Below are 16,592 nucleotides of genomic sequence, written 5' to 3'. Positions count from 1 at the left end.
TACGCGTACGTCACCAACTCCGCGGATCCGCCCTCCCAACGGCCCATTCGGCAGACAATCCGCAAATCTCTCCGCCAACCCGTGACTTGGGCACATGTCAGGCAGTTATGCCCCGTGGGGGAGCTCCGCGTCGGAGCCAGGAAAGCAGGAAGTGCGATGCGCGTTGGAAGTTTTGTACTGGCCGCCCAGTTTCCGGGACAGGGCCAGGGGGAGGCGCTGCACCGCGCGGTGCGGTCGGCCGAGGCCGCCGAGGAGGCGGGCCTGGACACGGTGTGGCTGGCCGAGCACCACTTCGTGCCGTACGGGACCTGCCCGTCGGCGATCACGCTGGCGGCCCTCCTGCTGGGCCGCACCCGCCGGATCCGGGTCGGCACGGCGGTGAGCGTCCTGCCCACCGCGCACCCGGTCGCACTCGGCGAGCAGGCCGCGCTGCTGCACATCACCTCCGGCGGGCGGTTCTCGCTCGGCGTGGGGCGCGGCGGACCGTGGGTGGACCTGGAGGTGTTCGGCGCGGGACTGAAGGCGTATGAGACGGGCTTCCCGGAATCACTCGATCTGCTGGTGCGCTGGCTGCGCGAACCGTCCGTCGCCGCCGCGGGGGAACGATTCACCTTCCGTGAAGTCCCCGTCGTCCCGCGCCCGTCGGAGTCACTCACGGACGCCGAGGGCCCGGAGGTCGTCGTCGCCTGCACCTCGCCGGCGAGCGTACGGCTGGCGGCCGAGCGGGGGCTGCCGATGCTGCTCGGCATGCACGTGGGGGACGAGGAGAAGGCGGACATGGTCGCGCTGTGGCGGAGTCAGGCGCAGGCGGCCGGAGTCGACGGCGACACGATCGCCGGCGCCGCCCATGTCTCGGCCGGTGTCTGCCAGATCGCCGACCGGCGCACCGACGCCGTCGAGGCGCTGACGAAGGCGATGCCAGGCTGGCTGAAACAGGGGCTCGACGCGCATGTGACGGTGGACGGGCGGGCCCGCGCGATGCGGGACCCGCTCGCGTACACCGAACTCCTCTGCGGGCTGCACCCGGTGGGCACCCCGCGGCTGTGCGCCGACCGGCTCGCGGCGACCTCCGAGCGGACCGGCATCACACGCTTCGCGCTGCTCGTCGAGGGCTCCGGCGACCTGGCGGCGACGGTGGAGAACGTCCGCAGGCTGGGCGCCGAGGTACTCCCCCACCTCCGCTGACCACCGGGCGGGTCACGGATGCGGGAGCTTGCCGCATTGCCGCACACGCGGGAGCTTGCCGCTCCGAAACCGATGCACTTCCCGCGTGCGGAGCGGCAAGCCGTACGACTCCGCGGGTCTCAGCAGTCGCGCAACTCCGGTGACTGGTTGAGGAGCTGGCTGCGGACCGAGGTGAAGCGGGCCAGCGTGTCGTCCACCGAGGAGTCCAGCGGGAACACCGCCACTCGGTGGCAGTTCTGGAACGCCAGGCGCACTCCGAAGTGCCGCTGCAACGCGCCGCGTATCGCGTCGCTCGCGAGCGCGCGCAGCAGCTGTCCACGTGCCTGCTCGTCCGGCGGGGGCGTCTGGTTGTCGGCGAAGTCACCGCCGTCCACCTTCAGCTGGGCCACCAGGGAGCTGATCATCTCCCACGCGTAGGGCAGGGAGGTCCGGACGCAGTCGACGAATTCGGCTTCGTCGACCTCGCCTCGCTCGGCCTGTTCGAGTAGGGCCGGTGAGACGTCGAGCGACATGGGTTCTCCTCTCGCACCCCGAGACAACAGGGGTTGATGGACAAGTGAGGGAGTTCGCTATATCGAACACGCTGAGTACACACCTCGCGACCTCCCGTTCACTACGGTAGGCAACCGCCGATGACGGCACCAGGAAAATGCGAACACAGCGAAATCCCACTGGGCACACAACCAGCCATTACCGAACGGGGGCATCTCGGGAAAAAGGGAGGAGCGCCGGGGGCCGGCTCGCTCAAGGTCGAATCGCGTGCGGACGGGGGCGTCGAGTAGCGTTGCCGACCATGCGTCTCGTCATTGCCCGGTGCTCCGTCGACTACGCGGGCCGTCTCACCGCTCACCTCCCCTCCGCTCCCCGCCTGATCCTGGTGAAGGCGGACGGAAGCGTCTCGATCCACGCGGACGACCGTGCCTACAAGCCCCTCAACTGGATGTCGCCGCCCTGCACGCTGAAGGAGGGTTCGGGCGACGAGGAGGGCGTGTGGACCGTGATCAACAAGACGGGCGAGAAACTGATCATCACGATGGAGGAGATCCTCCACGACTCCTCGCACGAACTCGGCGTCGACCCGGGGCTGATCAAGGACGGCGTGGAAGCGCACCTTCAGGAACTGCTCGCCGACCGCATCGAGACCCTCGGTGAGGGCTACACGCTGATCCGCCGCGAGTACATGACGGCGATCGGGCCGGTGGACATCCTGTGCCGGGACGCCGAGGGGCAGACCGTGGCGGTGGAGATCAAACGGCGTGGCGAGATCGACGGCGTGGAACAGCTCACGCGCTACCTGGAACTCCTGAACCGCGACCCGCACCTCGCGCCGGTGCGCGGCATCTTCGCGGCCCAGGAGATCAAGCCGCAGGCCCGCGTGCTGGCCACGGACCGCGGGATCAGCTGTGCGGTGCTGGACTACGACGCCCTCAGGGGCATCGAGGACGACAAGCTCCGCTTGTTCTGAGGCGATTCGTCCCGAGGGACGGTACGACGGCAGAGGGCCGGGTCCGGAAGGCGGACCCGGCCCTTTTGCGTCGCCGGGGCGCTACATCACCGTGCCGGGGCTGCTCGGGGTGCCGGAGCCGGTGGTGGTGGGGGCACTTGCCGAACTGCTTGACGTGGCAGGGGCGCTGGAGGCGGGGCCGCTGGCGGACGTGGACGTGCTCGGCGGGGCCGAGGTCGTCGGTGGCGGGTCGGCGGGCGGCGTCGTCTGCGTCGGGTCCGGCGACGGGCTGCTCGACGACGGCTTGGGGGGCGTCGGCGTGGACGACTTCGTCGGAGTCGGCTTCGACGACGGCTTCGAGGTCGACTTCGGCGGAGTCGACCCCTGCGTACCCGTCGGATCGCTCGACGGCTGATCCGAGGTGCCCGGCGTCGGGCCGCCCGTAGTACCGGGCGTGCCGGTCCCGCCGGAAGCCTTCGCCGTCGCCGCGCCCACCGAGCCCGAACCGGACTTGCCGCCCGAGTCGTCGCCCGCCTTGTCCGCTCCCAAGCCTCCGCCGTCCGTGCCCTGGCTTGCCGAAGGGCCCACGCGGACCTGGTCCGCCGGGGCCTTGCCGTCGTCGTTCGACGTCATGCCGAGCGTGACGACCGTGCCGAGCACCGCGACCAGGGCCGCGCCCGCACCCGCGGCCACCAGGTTGCGCCGGGTGCCCTTGGCCGCGCCGCGCAGGCCGCCGGACGGGCGGGCCGACGCCTGCCGGGTGAGCAGGGTCCCCATGTCGTCGGAGGGCGTGGGCACCAGGAAGCCGGTCGGCGGGGTCGGTTCCGCGGGCAGCTCCACACCGGGCGGCGTCTCACCGGACCGGTCGGCGACCAGGGCAAGGGCGCGCCGCCCCGCGACCGTGCCGCGCTTGTCGGCGAGGGCGCCGCGCAGCCCGATGGACGCCTCCAGCTCGGCCCGCGCCCGGTCGAGCTGTCCGCCGCAGAGCGCGAAGACGCCCAGCTCGTGATGGAAGTAGGCCTGCTCCCCGACCTCACCGGCCAGCCGGGACGCCTCCGCGCCGGAGCGCAGTGCCCGCTCCCAGGCGCTCCAGTGCAGCCCCGCGGCCAGCGCGGGCGCCGCCTGCCGGGCCAGGAGGACCGCCGCGCTGTGCTCGCCCTCGGCGGGCGGGGAGGTGACGGGCACGAGGGCGCTCAGCGCGGCCAGTACGGCGTCGGCCTCCGCGGAGACCCTCTCGGGCGTGACCGAGGGGTGCCCGGCCCACCAGGAGTAGTGCTGGGCGGCCTTGAGCGCGTACTCCTCCGCGCCGGTCGCGTATCCGGCGGCCTCCAGCTGGGTCAGCACTCCGGCCGCGAGCCGGTATCGGGAGCCGACCGGGGAGACCAGGGCGCAGCCGACGAGTTCGGCGAGCGCCGCGTCCGCGTGCGTGTCGTCGACGAGGGCCGGCAGGTGCGTCTGGTGCGGCACCTCTCCGCCGAGCGCGACCGCGAACTTCAGCGTCTCACGCGCGGAGGCGCTGAGCCGGGAGGCGAGCAGCGGGGCGGGCGCGGCGGCCTCGGCGAGTGACGGCAGCGGCACGTCACGGTCGTCCCCGGCGTCGAAGGGCGCGTCGACGGGGACGTCGACGTCCTGGAAGACGCCGAACTCGTCGACGGCGCCCTCGTCGGCCCGCTGCCGGTCGCGCTGCCTGAGCAGCGCCCCGGCCTGCACGAAGCGCAGCGGCAGTCCCTCGGACTCGAACCACAGGTCGCCCGCCCAGTTCGCCTCCTCCTCGGTGAGGTCGCGGCCGACCGCGTGTTCGAGGAGTTCCAGGCCTCCGGCGCGGGCGAGTCCGCCGAGGAAGACCTCCTCCACGTGCGAGCCGGCGGAGGGCGCGGGCACGTCGGGCGTGGCGGAGAGCAGGAACGCGCACTCGGGTGTGGCGTCCAGCAGCTCGTCGAGCGCGCTGCCGCCGAACTCCAGGTCGTCCAGGACGACGACGGCGCCGATCTCGCGGACGTACCCGAGCAGCTCCTCCCGGTCGGGCCGGTGCCGAGGCGCCTTGTGGACGGCGGCGAAGAGGTCGTACAGCAGGTCGTCGGTGGTGCGCCGGAAGCCGGTCAGGCGTACGACGCCGTCGGGCGCGAGATCCGCGCAGTCCTCGGCGACGACGTCGAGGAGCGTGGTGCGACCGGAGCCGGAGGGTCCGGTGAGCCGGACCGAGCGGCCGCGGGCCAGCAGCCGCACCAGCCGCTCGCGCTCCTCCTGGCGCTCGAGCAGCGGCAGCCGTGCCTGCGAGGGCCCGGGCGGTACGGGCGGCCTGGCGGCGCGCTCGCGGCCGCTGCGCTCGTCGGCGGTGCACCTGGCCGGGCGCGCGGGGCGCTCCCCAGGCGGGCAGACCTCGATCTCGCTGCCGTCGACGGGGTTGACGGTGAGCAGGAAGTCGCCCGTCACGAGTTGGACGGTACGGGCGAGTGCCGGTGCCGGCTGTCCGAAGTCGGGTGTGATGGGGTCCCGCGGCGGTCGTCGGCCCGGCGCGTCGCCAGCGCCGTCCCGGCCGTACTGCTCGGGTCCCGGGTTGTTCGGGTCCATAGGTCCAAGCCCCCCAAAAGCGTCGTGTGCCTGAGCCCCTCCCGGCCTTGCCGCACACTGCGCTGTCGCTTCTGGTCCGGTGCCCGCTCGAGGGCCTGAGGGCGGCGGGCAGCCGAACCCTAAACCTTCGGTCAGTATCTCCGACAGGCCGGGGTACCGCGCCGTCCGAGACATCACAGTCTCGTGAGGATTGCGCACGACGCACGTTTCGTCGGCGTTCACCCCTGGGGGCCGGTCTCCGGGTCACCCGCCTGGCGCCGGCGAAACCCGTGCCGTCCGGTCACCGCCCGGTCAGACCCGGGGCAGTGACTCCACCCCGATGCCGCCCTCGATGGCCAGGATCCGGTGCAGTCGGGTGGCCACCAGCAGGCGCTGCATCTGCGGCGGTACACCACGCAGCACCAGCCGTCGGCCGCACCGCCCGGCCCGCCGGTGGGCCCCCATGATCACCCCGAGCCCAGTGGCGTCCCAGGAGTCCAGTTCGGACAGGTCGAGCACCAGGTCGCCGACGCCGTCGTCGACGGCCGAGTGCAGGACCGTACGGGCGTCCGCCGCGCTGTGGACGTCGAGGCGGCCCCCGACGACCAGCTCGGCGTGGTCGCCCCTGATGTGCATATGCGCTCCCCGAGAGTGCGTCGCTGTCTACTCCGCGTTGTGGTTGTGCAACGTCTGACTGCCTGGAGAGCGGTCAGGTTGCCGATCGTTGGCGAACCGATACCGAATTCACCCGGGAGGGTGATCCCCGAGAGGGCCCGCGGTGTCAGTACGTGTAGAAGCCCTGCCCGCTCTTGCGGCCGATGTCACCCGCGTCAACCATCCGGCGCATCAGCTCGGGCGGAGCGAACTTCTCGTCCTGGGTCTCGGTGTAGATGTTGCCGGTGGCGTGCAGCAGGATGTCGACGCCGGTGAGGTCGGCGGTGGCCAGGGGTCCCATGGCGTGGCCGAAGCCCAGCTTGCAGGCGAGGTCGATGTCCTCGGCGGTGGCCACGCCCGATTCGTACAGCTTGGTGGCCTCGACGACGAGTGCCGAGATGAGACGGGTCGTCACGAAACCGGCGACGTCGCGGTTGACGACGATACAGGTCTTGCCGACGGACTCCGCGAACTCGCGGGCGGTGGCCAGGGTTTCGTCGCTCGTCTTGTAGCCGCGGACGAGTTCGACGAGCTGCATCATCGGAACCGGCGAGAAGAAGTGCACGCCGACGACGCGCTCCGGGTGCTCGGTGGCCGCCGCGATCTTGGTGATCGGGATGGCGGAGGTGTTGGACGCGAGCACGGCGTCCTCGCGTACGAGCTTGTCGAGCGTCCGGAAGATCTCGTGCTTGACCTCGAGCTTCTCGAAGACGGCCTCGATGACGACGTCCGCGTCGGCGGCGGCGTCGAGGTCGGTGGTCGCCGTGATGCGGGCGAGCGCCGCGTCGGCGTCCTGCGCCTCCAGCTTGCCCTTGCTCACGAACTTGTCGTACGACGCCTTGATGGCGTCCGTGCCACGGTTCAGCGCCTCGTCCGTGACGTCCCTGAGGACGACGTCCCAGCCGGCCTGGGCCGATACCTGGGCAATACCAGAACCCATGAGTCCGGCCCCGATGACGGCAAGCTTCCGTGCCACTGTGCGACTCCCCTGACGCGCCTTCTATGCCTCTCGGGCGGACACTAGCGCTCGTGAGGGCCGGTGTGACCGGTTAGTAACGCGCGTCACGTCTCAGATGACGGACATCACACCGGCACGGGTCATTCCGGGGCACGGACGGCGTACTTGAGCACCTTCTCGCTCAACAGCTCCTCGATGTCATCCAAAAGTTCCAGGACCTCACGGGACACTTCGCGCGGATCGAGCCCCTTGACCATCTCGCGTCCGGTGACGGCCATGGCGGTGCTGCACATCCAGCCGACCTGACCCACCACCAGGTGTGCAGCGGATGGCCCTCGGCCGGGCCGGTCTCCTCCCGCAGCGCCTGCTCCAGGTTGGCCTGCCCCTCCTGGCTGATGCCCACAGCCGTGAGCGCAGTGCGGGAGCCCAACCATGGAGAGCGCTCAGCGGATGGTGGAGCGGACGCGGGGTGACTCCGGTCAGCCGCCTGACCCTTGTCGTCCCCGTTCCGCTATCTGTTGACATCCTCCCCCCTCTTGGAAGAGGGGGATTCCAACCCGGTTGGGTTGAGGTCCACGGTTCCCTTCGCGGAACGGGTCATGCCGGGCGCCGGGGTCGGCTCAGGGATGACTGCGAACGCAATGTGCCACTGCCCGTTGCGGAAGGTGACCCGGAACGTCTTCGCGTCGGGCAGCTGTGCGCCCTTGCCCTTGGCGCTGAGGCGGAACCGGACCCAGCCGCAGCCGGGCACCTTGACCTGAGCCCACCGCCGGTTGAGCCTCTGCACGACTACCGACCGGCCCATGACCTGCTTGCCGGTCTTCGCGTTCAGCTTCGGCGACCCGTCTGCGTTGCACTCCGGTACGCGGTCGGTGCCAATGCCCCGGAAGCCCTCATGCCGGAACTTCTTGCGCCAGGTCGGCTCACCGAACCCCGACATGAACGTGGCGCTCTTGGCCCTGGCGAAGTCCTTCAGTGCCTGTTGCGGCACGTCCGCGTTCCCAGAGCCCAGCCACTCGCTCTCCCGCCGGGCCTCGGTCAGCTGACGGCACTGCTCGAGATCACCCGCGAGGGTGACCGACACAACGGCGCCCGCCTGGAAAGAGAGGTGGACGCGGTGCGCCACGCCTACGTCGGCCAGTACACGAGCGCGCACATGCTCTACGGCGTTCTCGTCGCCGTCGGCTTCGCGGCGCTCGCCGTGACGGTGGGCACACGGGTGTTCCGGACGGCCGGGGCGTAACTACGCTGGTCGCATGGTCAATCTCACGCGCATCTACACGCGGACCGGCGACAAGGGCACGACGCACCTCGGGGACATGAGCAGGGTGCCGAAGACCGACCTGCGGATCGCCGCGTACGCGGACGCCAACGAGGCGAACGCGGTGATCGGCACCGCGATCGCACTGGGCGGCCTCGACGAGGAGGTCGTCAAGGTCCTCACCCGCGTGCAGAACGACCTGTTCGACGTGGGCGCGGACCTGTCGACGCCGGTGGCCGAGAACCCCGAGTTCGCGCCGCTGAGGGTCGAGCAGTTCTACATCGACCGGCTGGAGGCGGACTGCGACCGTTTCCTGGCCGACCTGGAGAAGCTGCGCTCGTTCATCCTGCCCGGCGGGACCCCCGGCGCGGCCCTGCTGCACCAGGCGTGCACGGTCGTACGACGTGCCGAGCGCTCCACGTGGGCCGCGCTGGAGGTCCACGGCGAGGTGATGAACCCCCTGACGGCCACGTATCTCAACCGGCTCTCGGACCTGCTGTTCATTCTCGCCCGGTACGCGAACAAGGAGACCGGGGACGTGCTGTGGGTGCCGGGCGGGGAGCGCTGAGCCACGGGGCGCGCTCCCGGCGCTGAGCCACGGGGCGCGCTCCCCGGCCCGGTCAGCGGCCGGTGCCGTCCTGGGCCGCGTCCCGGTCCGCCTGCGCGAGCGCGGACTCCGCGGCGGCCACCTTCTTCTGCATGTCCGCCACCCCGGACGGGGCCGCGGACGGCGTCGCTGACGGGCCACCGGACGACACCGGCGTGGCCGCCGTCCCGTGGTCCGGGGCGCAGCCCGCGGTGAGGCCGACGAGGAGGGCCACCACGGGGGCGGCCGCCCGCAGCCCGGGACGCATCAGCTCGCCGCCTTGCCGTCGTCGTTGTCCGCGCACCACGTCTTGACCCCGGCCAGGTCCTTCTGCCGCTGCTGCAGCGTGGTCACCAGCGACTTGCGGAAGGTGAGCCGGTCCTGGAGATAGGTCGCGATCTCCTCGTGGCCCGCCTTCTTCGCGTTGTCCACGCGCTGCTGCAGCCGGGCGACGGAGCCCTTGACGCCCGCTCCGCCCTGCAGCCGCTTCAGCGCGCGGTCGATGCGCCGGTCGATCTTCGGCACCCGCTTGCACAGCGCCTTCGCCCCGTCGCCCTTGGGCGCCGCCTTGGCCGTGTGCGAAGACGCGGGCGTGGGTGACGTCTCCGCCGCGGCCGCCCCGGTCCCGCTCACCAGCAGCACGGCCGTGGCCAGACCCGCGAGCAGGGTGCGCCGTCGCCGTCGTACGTCCATGTCCTCCTCCGTTCCCGGACGGCCCGTCGTCCGTCCGATGCCGCGGAGGCTAGGAGCCGTCTTTGTGGGAACTCTGTGACCGGTTTGCCCCTGCTGCACCGATCAGCCAGTCCCGCCGTGCGGGCAGCGCCCCGCCCGCCCTGGGCAGCCGTACCTCGAAGCGCGCCCCCGCCCCGTCCGGGCCGTCCGTCACCGTGACGTTCCCCCGGTGCAGCGCCGCCTGCTGCGCGACCAGGGTGAGGCCGAGCCCGGAGCCCGTACTGTCCGGCCCCCGCTGGAACCGTTCGAAGATCCGGGCGCGGGCCTCGGGCGGGACCCCCGGCCCGTGGTCGTCGACCGTGATCACGACCTCCTGGCCGTCTTCCCGTACGCCGACCGTCACGGCCGCCCTGCCCTGCCCGTCCCGTCCGTGGGCCAGCGCGTTGGCGAGCAGGTTGTCGAGCAGCAGCCGCAGTCCGGGCTCCCAGCCGTGCACGGTGAGCCCCGGCTGCGCGCTCGACGTGATGCGGGCGTCCGGGGCGCGGCGCCGGGCCTCGGCGACCGCCGCATCCGCTGCCTCCGGCACGTCGACCGCGCGGAACGCCTCCGCCTCCACCAGGTCTCCGCGCCCCAGCTGGCGCAGCATCACCAGCAGTCCGAGCAGCCGGGCGTGTTCGCGGCGCAGGTCGGTGAGGACTTCCGTGCGGTCCGGCTCGGGCAGGTCGGGGTGGTCGGCGAGGATGTCGAGGTTGGTGCCCATGCTCATCAGCGGGGTGCGCAGTTCATGGGAGGCGGCGGCGGAGAAGGAGCGGGCGGTGTCCAGGGCCTCGGCGGTGCGGGCGGCCTGTTCGTCGTAGCGGGCGAGGACGGTGCGCAGGGTGGCCGCTAGTTCGTCGACCTCCTTCACGCCGGTCGGCTCGTGGCGCAGCCGGGTGGTGCTGGTGCGGGGGTCGAGGCCCGCGGTACGGCGGCCGAGGCGGCGCAGCGGGCCGGTGGCGCCGGTGGCGAGGCCCCAGGCGAGCAGGCCGGACAGGGGCGCGGCGAGCAGCGCGGTCATGACGACGCGGCGCCGGACGAGGCGGAGTTGGGCGCGGTCGGCGGTGTCGGGCTGGAAGACCCACAGGGTGCCGGAGACCTGGGGGCCCTCGATCGGCTGGGACAGGGCCCGCCAGCTGCGGCCGGCGTCCCGGACGGTGACCGGCGCGGTGGCCTCGGCCGGCAGGGCGACCGAGGTGGCGGGCTGGGGCCCGCCGCTGAAGGTGGCGTCCGGTCCGACGACGCGTACGCCGACGTCGAGGGCGGCGGTGTAGAGCCGGCGTTCCCGGGTGTCGGCCGCCTTGGGCCGGCCCGCGGCGGCCGCGCGCAGCAGGGAGCGTGCGTCCGGGGCGACGGCGGCGGCCCGGCTGCGCAGATGGCGGTCCTCCTCCTGGTGCAGGTCGCGGGCGACCAGGCGCAGCAGCAGCCAGCCGGAGGCCAGCACGAGGAGCGGGACGGTGAGTCCCACGGCGAGTCCGATGCGGGTGGACAGTCTCACGGCTGTTCCCTCAGGACGAAGCCCACGCCGCGCACGGTGTGGATCAGCCGTGGCCGCCCCTGTGCCTCCAGCTTGCGCCGCAGATAGCTGACGAAGGTGTCGACGGCGTCGGTGCGGACGTCGAAGTCGTAGCCCCATACGCGTTCCAGGAGCTGGTCGCGGGTGAGGACGAGGCCGACGTTGCGGGCGAGCACCTCGAGGAGTTCGAACTCGCGCCGCGTCAGCTCCAGTGGGCGGCCGTCGCGGTGGGCGGTGCGGGCCGCCGGGTCGATCACCAGGCCGGCCACGCGCAGCACGTCCCGGTCGGCGGGCGGGCGGCGGCGCAGCAGGGCGCGCAGCCTGAGGACGAGTTCCTGCAGGGCAAAGGGTTTGACGAGGTAGTCGTCGCCGCCCGCCTGGAGGCCGGCTATGCGGTCGGCGGTCTCGTCCAGTGCGGAGAGCATGAGGACGGGCAGGTCCTGGCCGTCGTCGCGGAGCCGGGTGCACACCTCGATGCCGCTCATACCCGGCATCGACACATCGAGGACGAGCACGTCGGGCGGTGCGTCCCGGATGACGGCGAGCGCCTCGGCCCCGCCCTCGGCGGTCCGCACCCGGAACCCGCTGAGCCTGAGGCCGCGCTCCAGCGAGCGACGGATGGCCGCGTCGTCGTCCACGACCAGTACCGCCCCGACCGCGTCGCTCATACACCCTCCCTGCACCGCCTGTCGCCGGGTCAGCGTACGGCGCGGCGTCGGACCGGTGGCAGCGGTGTCCGGGCTGTGCCGGCTTCGGAGTCGACGTGACGAGGTCGCCGTACATCGAAAGATGCAGTCCGGGACCGTTCCGGGGCACTACACGGGTGGCTTCCGGCCCCTGTTGGATGGACCCATGCCCGTACGCCTGCCCCGACCGCACCGAGACGACATGCGCATCGCGGTGGGCGGGCTGCTCGGGGGTCTGCTGCTGTGGGGCATCGGGCTCAGTCCCCGGGGGCCCCGGGAAGCAGTCGTGCTCTGGCCCGCCCGCTGGGCGCTGCTCGTGCCGCTCGTCGTCACCGCCGGCTGCGAGCTGCTGCGCCGTACCCGGCCCAAGGCGGCCCTGCTGATCGGCACCGCCGCCCTGGTCGCCGACACGGTGACCAGGGGCAACCTGGTCACCGTCGTGATGTTCACGGACCTGATGTACGCGGCCGTCCTCTACGGCACCCCCGCGTCCGCCCGTCGCCTGCCGTGGGTCACGGGGCTCCTCACCGTCGCCAGTGCTCTTGTCCCCCTCGCCGTCTGGCGCGTCCCCCAGACCCTGCTGATCGGCGTCGGTGTCGGCGTGATCGCCCTCGCGCCCGCCAGCACCGGGTGGGTCGTCCGCAACCACCGCGACGCCGCCGAGGCGGCCCGCCTGCGTGCCGAACAGACGGCCCTGCTCGCCGAGATGGACCGCTCCCAGGCGGTGACCGCCGAACGTGCGCGGGTGGCCCGGGAGTTGCACGACATGGTCGCCAACCACCTGTCCGCGATCGCCATCCACTCCACCGCCGCGCTCTCCCTCGACGACCCGGCGACCTCCCGGGAGGCCCTCGCCGTCATCCGCGAGAACAGCGTGGCAGGGCTGGAGGAGATGCGGCGGCTGATCGGCATCCTGCGCGACGGGGGCGCCGAGCGCGATCCCACCGCCACCCCCACCTTGGACGGGCTCGCCGCCCTGGTCGGCAGCGCCCGCGCCAACGGACTCGACGTCACGCTCGACGCCGGGTACGAGAAGGTCCCTGCGCCCGTGGAGCTGGCCGCGTACCGGATCGTCCAGGAGTCGCTGACCAATGCGCTCAAGCACGCCGATCCCGGCCGGGTCACCGTGCGTCTGGCCCAGCGCGACGGCCTCCTCGACATACGCGTGACCAGCCCCTACGGCGACCGGGACGGCCCGCGCGCCCCAGGTTCCGGCACCGGGCTCACCGGGATGCGGGAGCGGATCGCACTGCTGGGCGGCACCTTCGCGGCCGGTCCCGACGGCCCCTGGTGGACCGTACGCGCCACTCTTCCCCTGACCGAAGGAGACCCCGCATGATCCGCGTCCTCGTCGCCGAGGACCAGTCCGCCGTCCGCGCCGGGCTGGTGCTCATCCTGCGCAGCGCACCCGACATCGACGTGGTCGGGGAGGCCGCGGACGGCGAGCAGGCGGTGGCGCTCGCCCTGGCGCTGCGGCCGGATCTCGTGTTGATGGACATTCAGATGCCCAAGCTGGACGGGGTGTCGGCGACCCGGCAGGTCGTCCAGGAGGGGCTCGCCGACGTTCTCGTCCTGACCACCTTCGACCTGGACGAGTACGTCTTCGGCGCGCTGCGGGCCGGCGCGGCCGGCTTCCTGCTGAAGAACACGGAGGCGAAGGACCTCATCGAGGCCGTGCGGACGGTGGCGCGCGGCGAGGGGCTGATCGCTCCCGCGGTGACACGGCGGCTGATCGCGGAGTTCGCCGCGGGGTCGGCACAGGAGCCCAAGACCGATCCGGCCGTCCTCGACGCCCTCACCCGGCGCGAGCGCGAGGTGCTGTCATGCCTCGGTGAGGGGCTGTCCAACGCCGAGACGGCGAGGCGCCTGGACATGGCCGAGGCCACCGTGAAGACCCACGTCAGCCGTCTCCTCGGAAAGCTGGGGCTGCGCAGCCGGGTTCAAGCGGCGGTCCTGGCGCAGCAGTTGGGGATCTGACACCGGGACCGGCGCAGTGGTCCAGACCTATTGACCTATGGTCCAGACCTTTCTATTCTCGCGGCACCGTGGGCGTGAAGGCTCAGTCATGCCCACCACTCCCCATCCCCAAGACAGGGAGGCGCAGCATGCGCTTCAGACACAGAGCCGCGGCAGGGTTCGCGACCCTGTTGCTCCCGCTGGCCGGGCTCGTCGGACTCGCCGCAGGCCCCGCCCAGGCCGCCTCGACCGCCACCGCCACCTATGCCAAGACGCAGGACTGGGGCACCGGCTTCGAAGGCAAGTGGACGGTCCAGAACACCGGCTCCACGACCATCAACTCCTGGACCGTCGAGTGGGACTTCCCCTCCGGCACGTCCGTCACCTCGGCGTGGGACGCGGACGTCACCAACTCCGGCACCCACTGGACCGCCAAGAACAAGTCCTACAACGGCACCCTCGCCCCCGGCGCCTCCGTCTCCTTCGGCTTCAACGGCAGTGGCTCCGGCTCACCGTCCAACTGCAAGCTCAACGGCGGCAGTTGTGACGGCGGCACGACCGTCCCCGGCGACAACCCGCCCTCCGCACCCGGCACCCCCACCGCCTCGAGCATCACCGACACCTCGGTGAAGCTCAGTTGGAGCGCGGCCACCGACGACAAGGGCGTCAAGAACTACGACGTCCTGCGCGACGGCAAGACGGTCGCGACCGTGACGGCCACCTCGTACACCGACACCGGCCTCACCGCCGGCACCGACTACTCCTACACCGTCCAGGCCCGTGACACCGCCGGCCAGACCGGTCCGGCCAGCGGCGCGGTCGCCGTGCACACCACCGGGGGCACCACCACTCCCCCGACCACCGGCGACAAGGTCAAGCTCGGCTACTTCACCGAGTGGGGCATCTACGGCCGCAACTACAACGTCAAGAACCTGGTGACGTCCGGGTCGGCCGCGAAGATCACGCACATCAACTACGCCTTCGGCAACGTCACCGGCGGCAAGTGCGCGATCGGCGACTCCTACGCCGACTACGACAAGGCGTTCACCGCCGACCAGTCCGTCAGCGGCGTCGCCGACACCTGGGACCAGCCGCTGCGCGGCAACTTCAACCAGCTGCGCGAGCTGAAGGCCAAGTACCCGCACCTCAAGGTGCTGTGGTCCTTCGGCGGCTGGACCTGGTCCGGCGGCTTCGCGGACGCGGCCAAGGACCCCGCGGGCTTCGCCCAGTCCTGCTACGACCTGGTGCACGACCCGCGCTGGGCCGACGTCTTCGACGGCATCGACATCGACTGGGAGTACCCGAACGCCTGCGGCCTGTCCTGCGACACCAGCGGCGCTGCGGCCTTCAAGAACGTGATGGCCGCGCTGCGCGCCAAGTTCGGCTCCTCCGCCCTGGTCACCGCGGCCGTCACCGCCGACGGCTCCTCGGGCGGCAAGATCGAGGCCGCCGACTACGCGGGCGCCGCGAGTTACGTGAACTGGTACAACGTGATGACGTACGACTTCTTCGGCGCCTGGGACGCGCAGGGCCCCACGGCCCCGCACTCCCCGCTCACGTCGTACAGCGGCATACCGAAGGCCGGTTTCACCACGGCCGACGCGATCGCCAAGTACAAGGCGATCGGTGTGCCCGCCAAGAAGCTCCTCGTCGGCATCGGCTTCTACGGCCGCGGCTGGACCGGCGTCACCCAGGACGCCCCGGGCGGCACGGCCACGGGCCCGGCGGCCGGCACGTACGAGCAGGGCATCGAGGACTACAAGGTGCTCAAGACGTCCTGCCCGGTCACCGGCACCATCGCGGGGACGGCGTACGCACACTGCGGCAGCAACTGGTGGTCGTACGACACGCCCGCCACCATCGGGGCGAAGATGGCATGGGCCAAGAACCAGGGTCTCGGCGGCGCCTTCTTCTGGGAGTTCAGCGGCGACACCGGCAATGGCGAGCTGGTGAGCGCCCTCAGCAACGGGCTGTCGTCAACCTGACCGAAGGGTCCAGGCGCTGTTCACCCCTCCCCCGGACTTCGTTCGGGGGAGGGGTGAACGCCGCTACGCCACATTCACTCGTTGTCCGGGAGGTGCGGCTTCCAGCCACGCCAGGAACCCGGTCAGCGCGTCCTCGCTCATCGCCAGTTCCAGACGGGTGCCCCGGTGGTGACAGGCGAGGACCACCGCGTCGGAGAGCAGCGCCAGCTCCTCCTCGCCCTCGGGAGCGCGCCGGCCGGCCACCTCGATCGCCGAGCGCTCCAGGACCCGGCGCGGGCGCGGGGCGTAGGAGAAGACGCGGAACCATTCGATGCGGTCGCCGTTGTAGCGGGCGATGCCGTACCCCCAGCCCTTGCCGCTGGTGTCGGGCTCCTCCGGGACGTTCCACCTGAGGCTGCAGTCGAAGGTGCCGCCGGAGCGCTGGATGAGGCGGCGCCTGAGGCCGAAGACGAACAGCCCCACCAGTACGAGTGCCACGACCACTCCGCACACGCTCAGAGCGAGGACCATCGACACCGACCTCCTCGTCTCCTAGGTAACGGAACGGAAAAAACACCCGAATTTGCCTCAGCCGCGGCCGGCACCGGATCTCTCCGGGCCGACCGCGGCTGAGTCACGTCATAGCAAGCGCTCCCCCAGAGCCTAGACGGCCTGGGAGGCACCCCCGGTCAGCGCGCCGCCTGTGCCGCCCGCAGGCGGACATCCGCGCGCCGCTCGGCGACGGCGTCGTCCTCCGCCTTCGCGCGCTCGAGCTCTCGCTCGACGCGCTGGACGTCGATCTCGTCCGACAGCTCGGCGACCTCGGCCAGCAGCGACAGCTTGTTGTCCGCGAACGAGATGAAACCGCCGTGCACCGCGGCGACGACCGTTCCACCATCACTCGTACGGATGGTCACCGGGCCCGACTCCAGCACACCGAGCAGCGGCTGGTGACCGGGCATGACGCCGATGTCGCCGGACGTGGTGCGCGCGACGACCAGGGTGGCCTCGCCGGACCAGACCTGGCGGTCGGCGGCGACCAGCTCGACATGCAGCTCAGCAGCCAAGGGTGGCTCCTCGGGTCACCACCCGGCGGTCGCCGGGTGTTGGTCTGAATTCTAGTA

General features: G+C 71.6%; 18 protein-coding genes and 1 pseudogene. 7 read left to right on the top strand and 12 right to left on the bottom strand.

The annotated features are described in order from the left end of the window. Positions 1-156: 156 nt before the first annotated feature. Positions 157-1,185: an LLM class flavin-dependent oxidoreductase gene (locus tag SY2F82_RS14180; RefSeq protein ID WP_200419354.1), complete on the top strand. Its 1,029-nt coding sequence runs from the start codon at positions 157-159 to the stop codon at positions 1,183-1,185. Between the two features lie 119 nt (positions 1,186-1,304). Here SY2F82_RS14180 and SY2F82_RS14175 read toward each other — a convergent pair whose 3' ends face one another. After that, positions 1,305-1,697 (bottom strand): SCO5389 family protein, encoded by a 393-nt coding sequence (locus SY2F82_RS14175; RefSeq protein WP_200419353.1) that lies wholly within the window; start codon positions 1,695-1,697, stop codon positions 1,305-1,307. 281 nt (positions 1,698-1,978) lie between these two features. On the opposite strand from SY2F82_RS14175, the gene nucS reads away from it, so the two are divergent. Continuing rightward, positions 1,979-2,650, top strand: coding sequence for an endonuclease NucS (gene nucS, locus SY2F82_RS14170; protein WP_103838620.1), 672 nt, complete (start codon positions 1,979-1,981; stop codon positions 2,648-2,650). An 81-nt stretch (positions 2,651-2,731) separates the two neighbouring features. Here nucS and SY2F82_RS14165 read toward each other — a convergent pair whose 3' ends face one another. From SY2F82_RS14165 to SY2F82_RS14145, 5 genes are all read right to left on the bottom strand, one after another. Next, positions 2,732-5,200, bottom strand: a complete 2,469-nt coding sequence (locus SY2F82_RS14165) for an ATP-binding protein (RefSeq protein ID WP_200419352.1) — start codon at positions 5,198-5,200, stop codon at positions 2,732-2,734. A 291-nt stretch (positions 5,201-5,491) separates the two neighbouring features. Then, positions 5,492-5,815 carry an STAS domain-containing protein gene (locus tag SY2F82_RS14160; RefSeq protein WP_103838618.1) on the bottom strand — a complete coding sequence of 108 codons (324 nt, stop codon included), beginning with the start codon at positions 5,813-5,815 and terminating at the stop codon, positions 5,492-5,494. Between the two features lie 145 nt (positions 5,816-5,960). Next, entirely contained in the window at positions 5,961-6,809 is an 849-nt protein-coding gene (locus SY2F82_RS14155; protein ID WP_200419351.1) for a 3-hydroxyacyl-CoA dehydrogenase family protein, read from the bottom strand. Positions 6,810-6,931: 122 nt separating this feature from the next. Continuing rightward, the gene (locus tag SY2F82_RS39690) at positions 6,932-7,084 is read right to left on the bottom strand and encodes a hypothetical protein (protein ID WP_200419350.1); all 153 of its coding nucleotides are present in this window, start codon (positions 7,082-7,084) and stop codon (positions 6,932-6,934) included. Positions 7,085-7,302: 218 nt separating this feature from the next. Then, on the bottom strand, positions 7,303-7,917 hold the full coding sequence (locus SY2F82_RS14145; RefSeq protein ID WP_236041441.1) for a hypothetical protein: 615 nt from the start codon (positions 7,915-7,917) through the stop codon (positions 7,303-7,305). On the opposite strand from SY2F82_RS14145, the pseudogene SY2F82_RS14140 reads away from it, so the two are divergent. After that, positions 7,900-8,034: pseudogene (locus SY2F82_RS14140) on the top strand (ABC transporter permease); the annotation flags it as partial. The gene SY2F82_RS14145 and the pseudogene SY2F82_RS14140 overlap by 18 nt on opposite strands. 13 nt (positions 8,035-8,047) lie before the next feature. Continuing rightward, positions 8,048-8,620: a cob(I)yrinic acid a,c-diamide adenosyltransferase gene (locus SY2F82_RS14135; protein ID WP_200419349.1), complete on the top strand. Its 573-nt coding sequence runs from the start codon at positions 8,048-8,050 to the stop codon at positions 8,618-8,620. Between the two features lie 52 nt (positions 8,621-8,672). Here SY2F82_RS14135 and SY2F82_RS14130 read toward each other — a convergent pair whose 3' ends face one another. Genes SY2F82_RS14130 through SY2F82_RS14115 form a run of 4 tightly spaced genes read right to left on the bottom strand, consistent with a single transcriptional unit; the run spans position 8,673 to position 11,530 of the window. Then, positions 8,673-8,906 carry a hypothetical protein gene (locus SY2F82_RS14130; protein WP_200419348.1) on the bottom strand — a complete coding sequence of 78 codons (234 nt, stop codon included), beginning with the start codon at positions 8,904-8,906 and terminating at the stop codon, positions 8,673-8,675. Beyond that, positions 8,906-9,331: a hypothetical protein gene (locus tag SY2F82_RS14125; protein WP_200419347.1), complete on the bottom strand. Its 426-nt coding sequence runs from the start codon at positions 9,329-9,331 to the stop codon at positions 8,906-8,908. Before SY2F82_RS14125 ends, SY2F82_RS14130 begins: the two co-directional genes overlap by 1 nt. Before the next feature lie 49 nt (positions 9,332-9,380). Beyond that, positions 9,381-10,844 carry a sensor histidine kinase KdpD gene (locus tag SY2F82_RS14120; RefSeq protein WP_200419346.1) on the bottom strand — a complete coding sequence of 488 codons (1,464 nt, stop codon included), beginning with the start codon at positions 10,842-10,844 and terminating at the stop codon, positions 9,381-9,383. Continuing rightward, positions 10,841-11,530 (bottom strand): response regulator transcription factor, encoded by a 690-nt coding sequence (locus tag SY2F82_RS14115; protein WP_200419345.1) that lies wholly within the window; start codon positions 11,528-11,530, stop codon positions 10,841-10,843. Before SY2F82_RS14115 ends, SY2F82_RS14120 begins: the two co-directional genes overlap by 4 nt. A 184-nt stretch (positions 11,531-11,714) precedes the next feature. On the opposite strand from SY2F82_RS14115, the gene SY2F82_RS14110 reads away from it, so the two are divergent. The 3 genes from SY2F82_RS14110 to SY2F82_RS14100 all read left to right on the top strand — a co-directional run bounded on the left by SY2F82_RS14110 (position 11,715) and on the right by SY2F82_RS14100 (position 15,489). Beyond that, the gene (locus SY2F82_RS14110; protein WP_200419344.1) at positions 11,715-12,887 is read left to right on the top strand and encodes a sensor histidine kinase; all 1,173 of its coding nucleotides are present in this window, start codon (positions 11,715-11,717) and stop codon (positions 12,885-12,887) included. Next, positions 12,884-13,525 (top strand): response regulator transcription factor, encoded by a 642-nt coding sequence (locus tag SY2F82_RS14105; protein WP_200419343.1) that lies wholly within the window; start codon positions 12,884-12,886, stop codon positions 13,523-13,525. The genes SY2F82_RS14110 and SY2F82_RS14105 overlap by 4 nt, the downstream gene beginning before the upstream one ends. A 128-nt stretch (positions 13,526-13,653) precedes the next feature. Beyond that, the gene (locus tag SY2F82_RS14100) at positions 13,654-15,489 is read left to right on the top strand and encodes a glycoside hydrolase family 18 chitinase (protein ID WP_200419342.1); all 1,836 of its coding nucleotides are present in this window, start codon (positions 13,654-13,656) and stop codon (positions 15,487-15,489) included. Between the two features lie 63 nt (positions 15,490-15,552). Here SY2F82_RS14100 and SY2F82_RS14095 read toward each other — a convergent pair whose 3' ends face one another. Both SY2F82_RS14095 and SY2F82_RS14090 read right to left on the bottom strand, forming a co-directional pair. Continuing rightward, positions 15,553-15,999: a DUF2550 domain-containing protein gene (locus tag SY2F82_RS14095; protein WP_200419341.1), complete on the bottom strand. Its 447-nt coding sequence runs from the start codon at positions 15,997-15,999 to the stop codon at positions 15,553-15,555. A gap of 158 nt (positions 16,000-16,157) precedes the next feature. Further along, positions 16,158-16,535 (bottom strand): F0F1 ATP synthase subunit epsilon, encoded by a 378-nt coding sequence (locus SY2F82_RS14090; protein ID WP_103838606.1) that lies wholly within the window; start codon positions 16,533-16,535, stop codon positions 16,158-16,160. Positions 16,536-16,592: the final 57 nt, after the last annotated feature.

The organism is Streptomyces sp. Y2F8-2 (assembly GCF_014905555.1).
GTDB classification, from domain to species: Bacteria; Actinomycetota; Actinomycetes; order Streptomycetales; family Streptomycetaceae; genus Streptomyces; species Streptomyces cynarae.
This window is presented reverse-complemented; position numbering and strand designations above follow the sequence as displayed.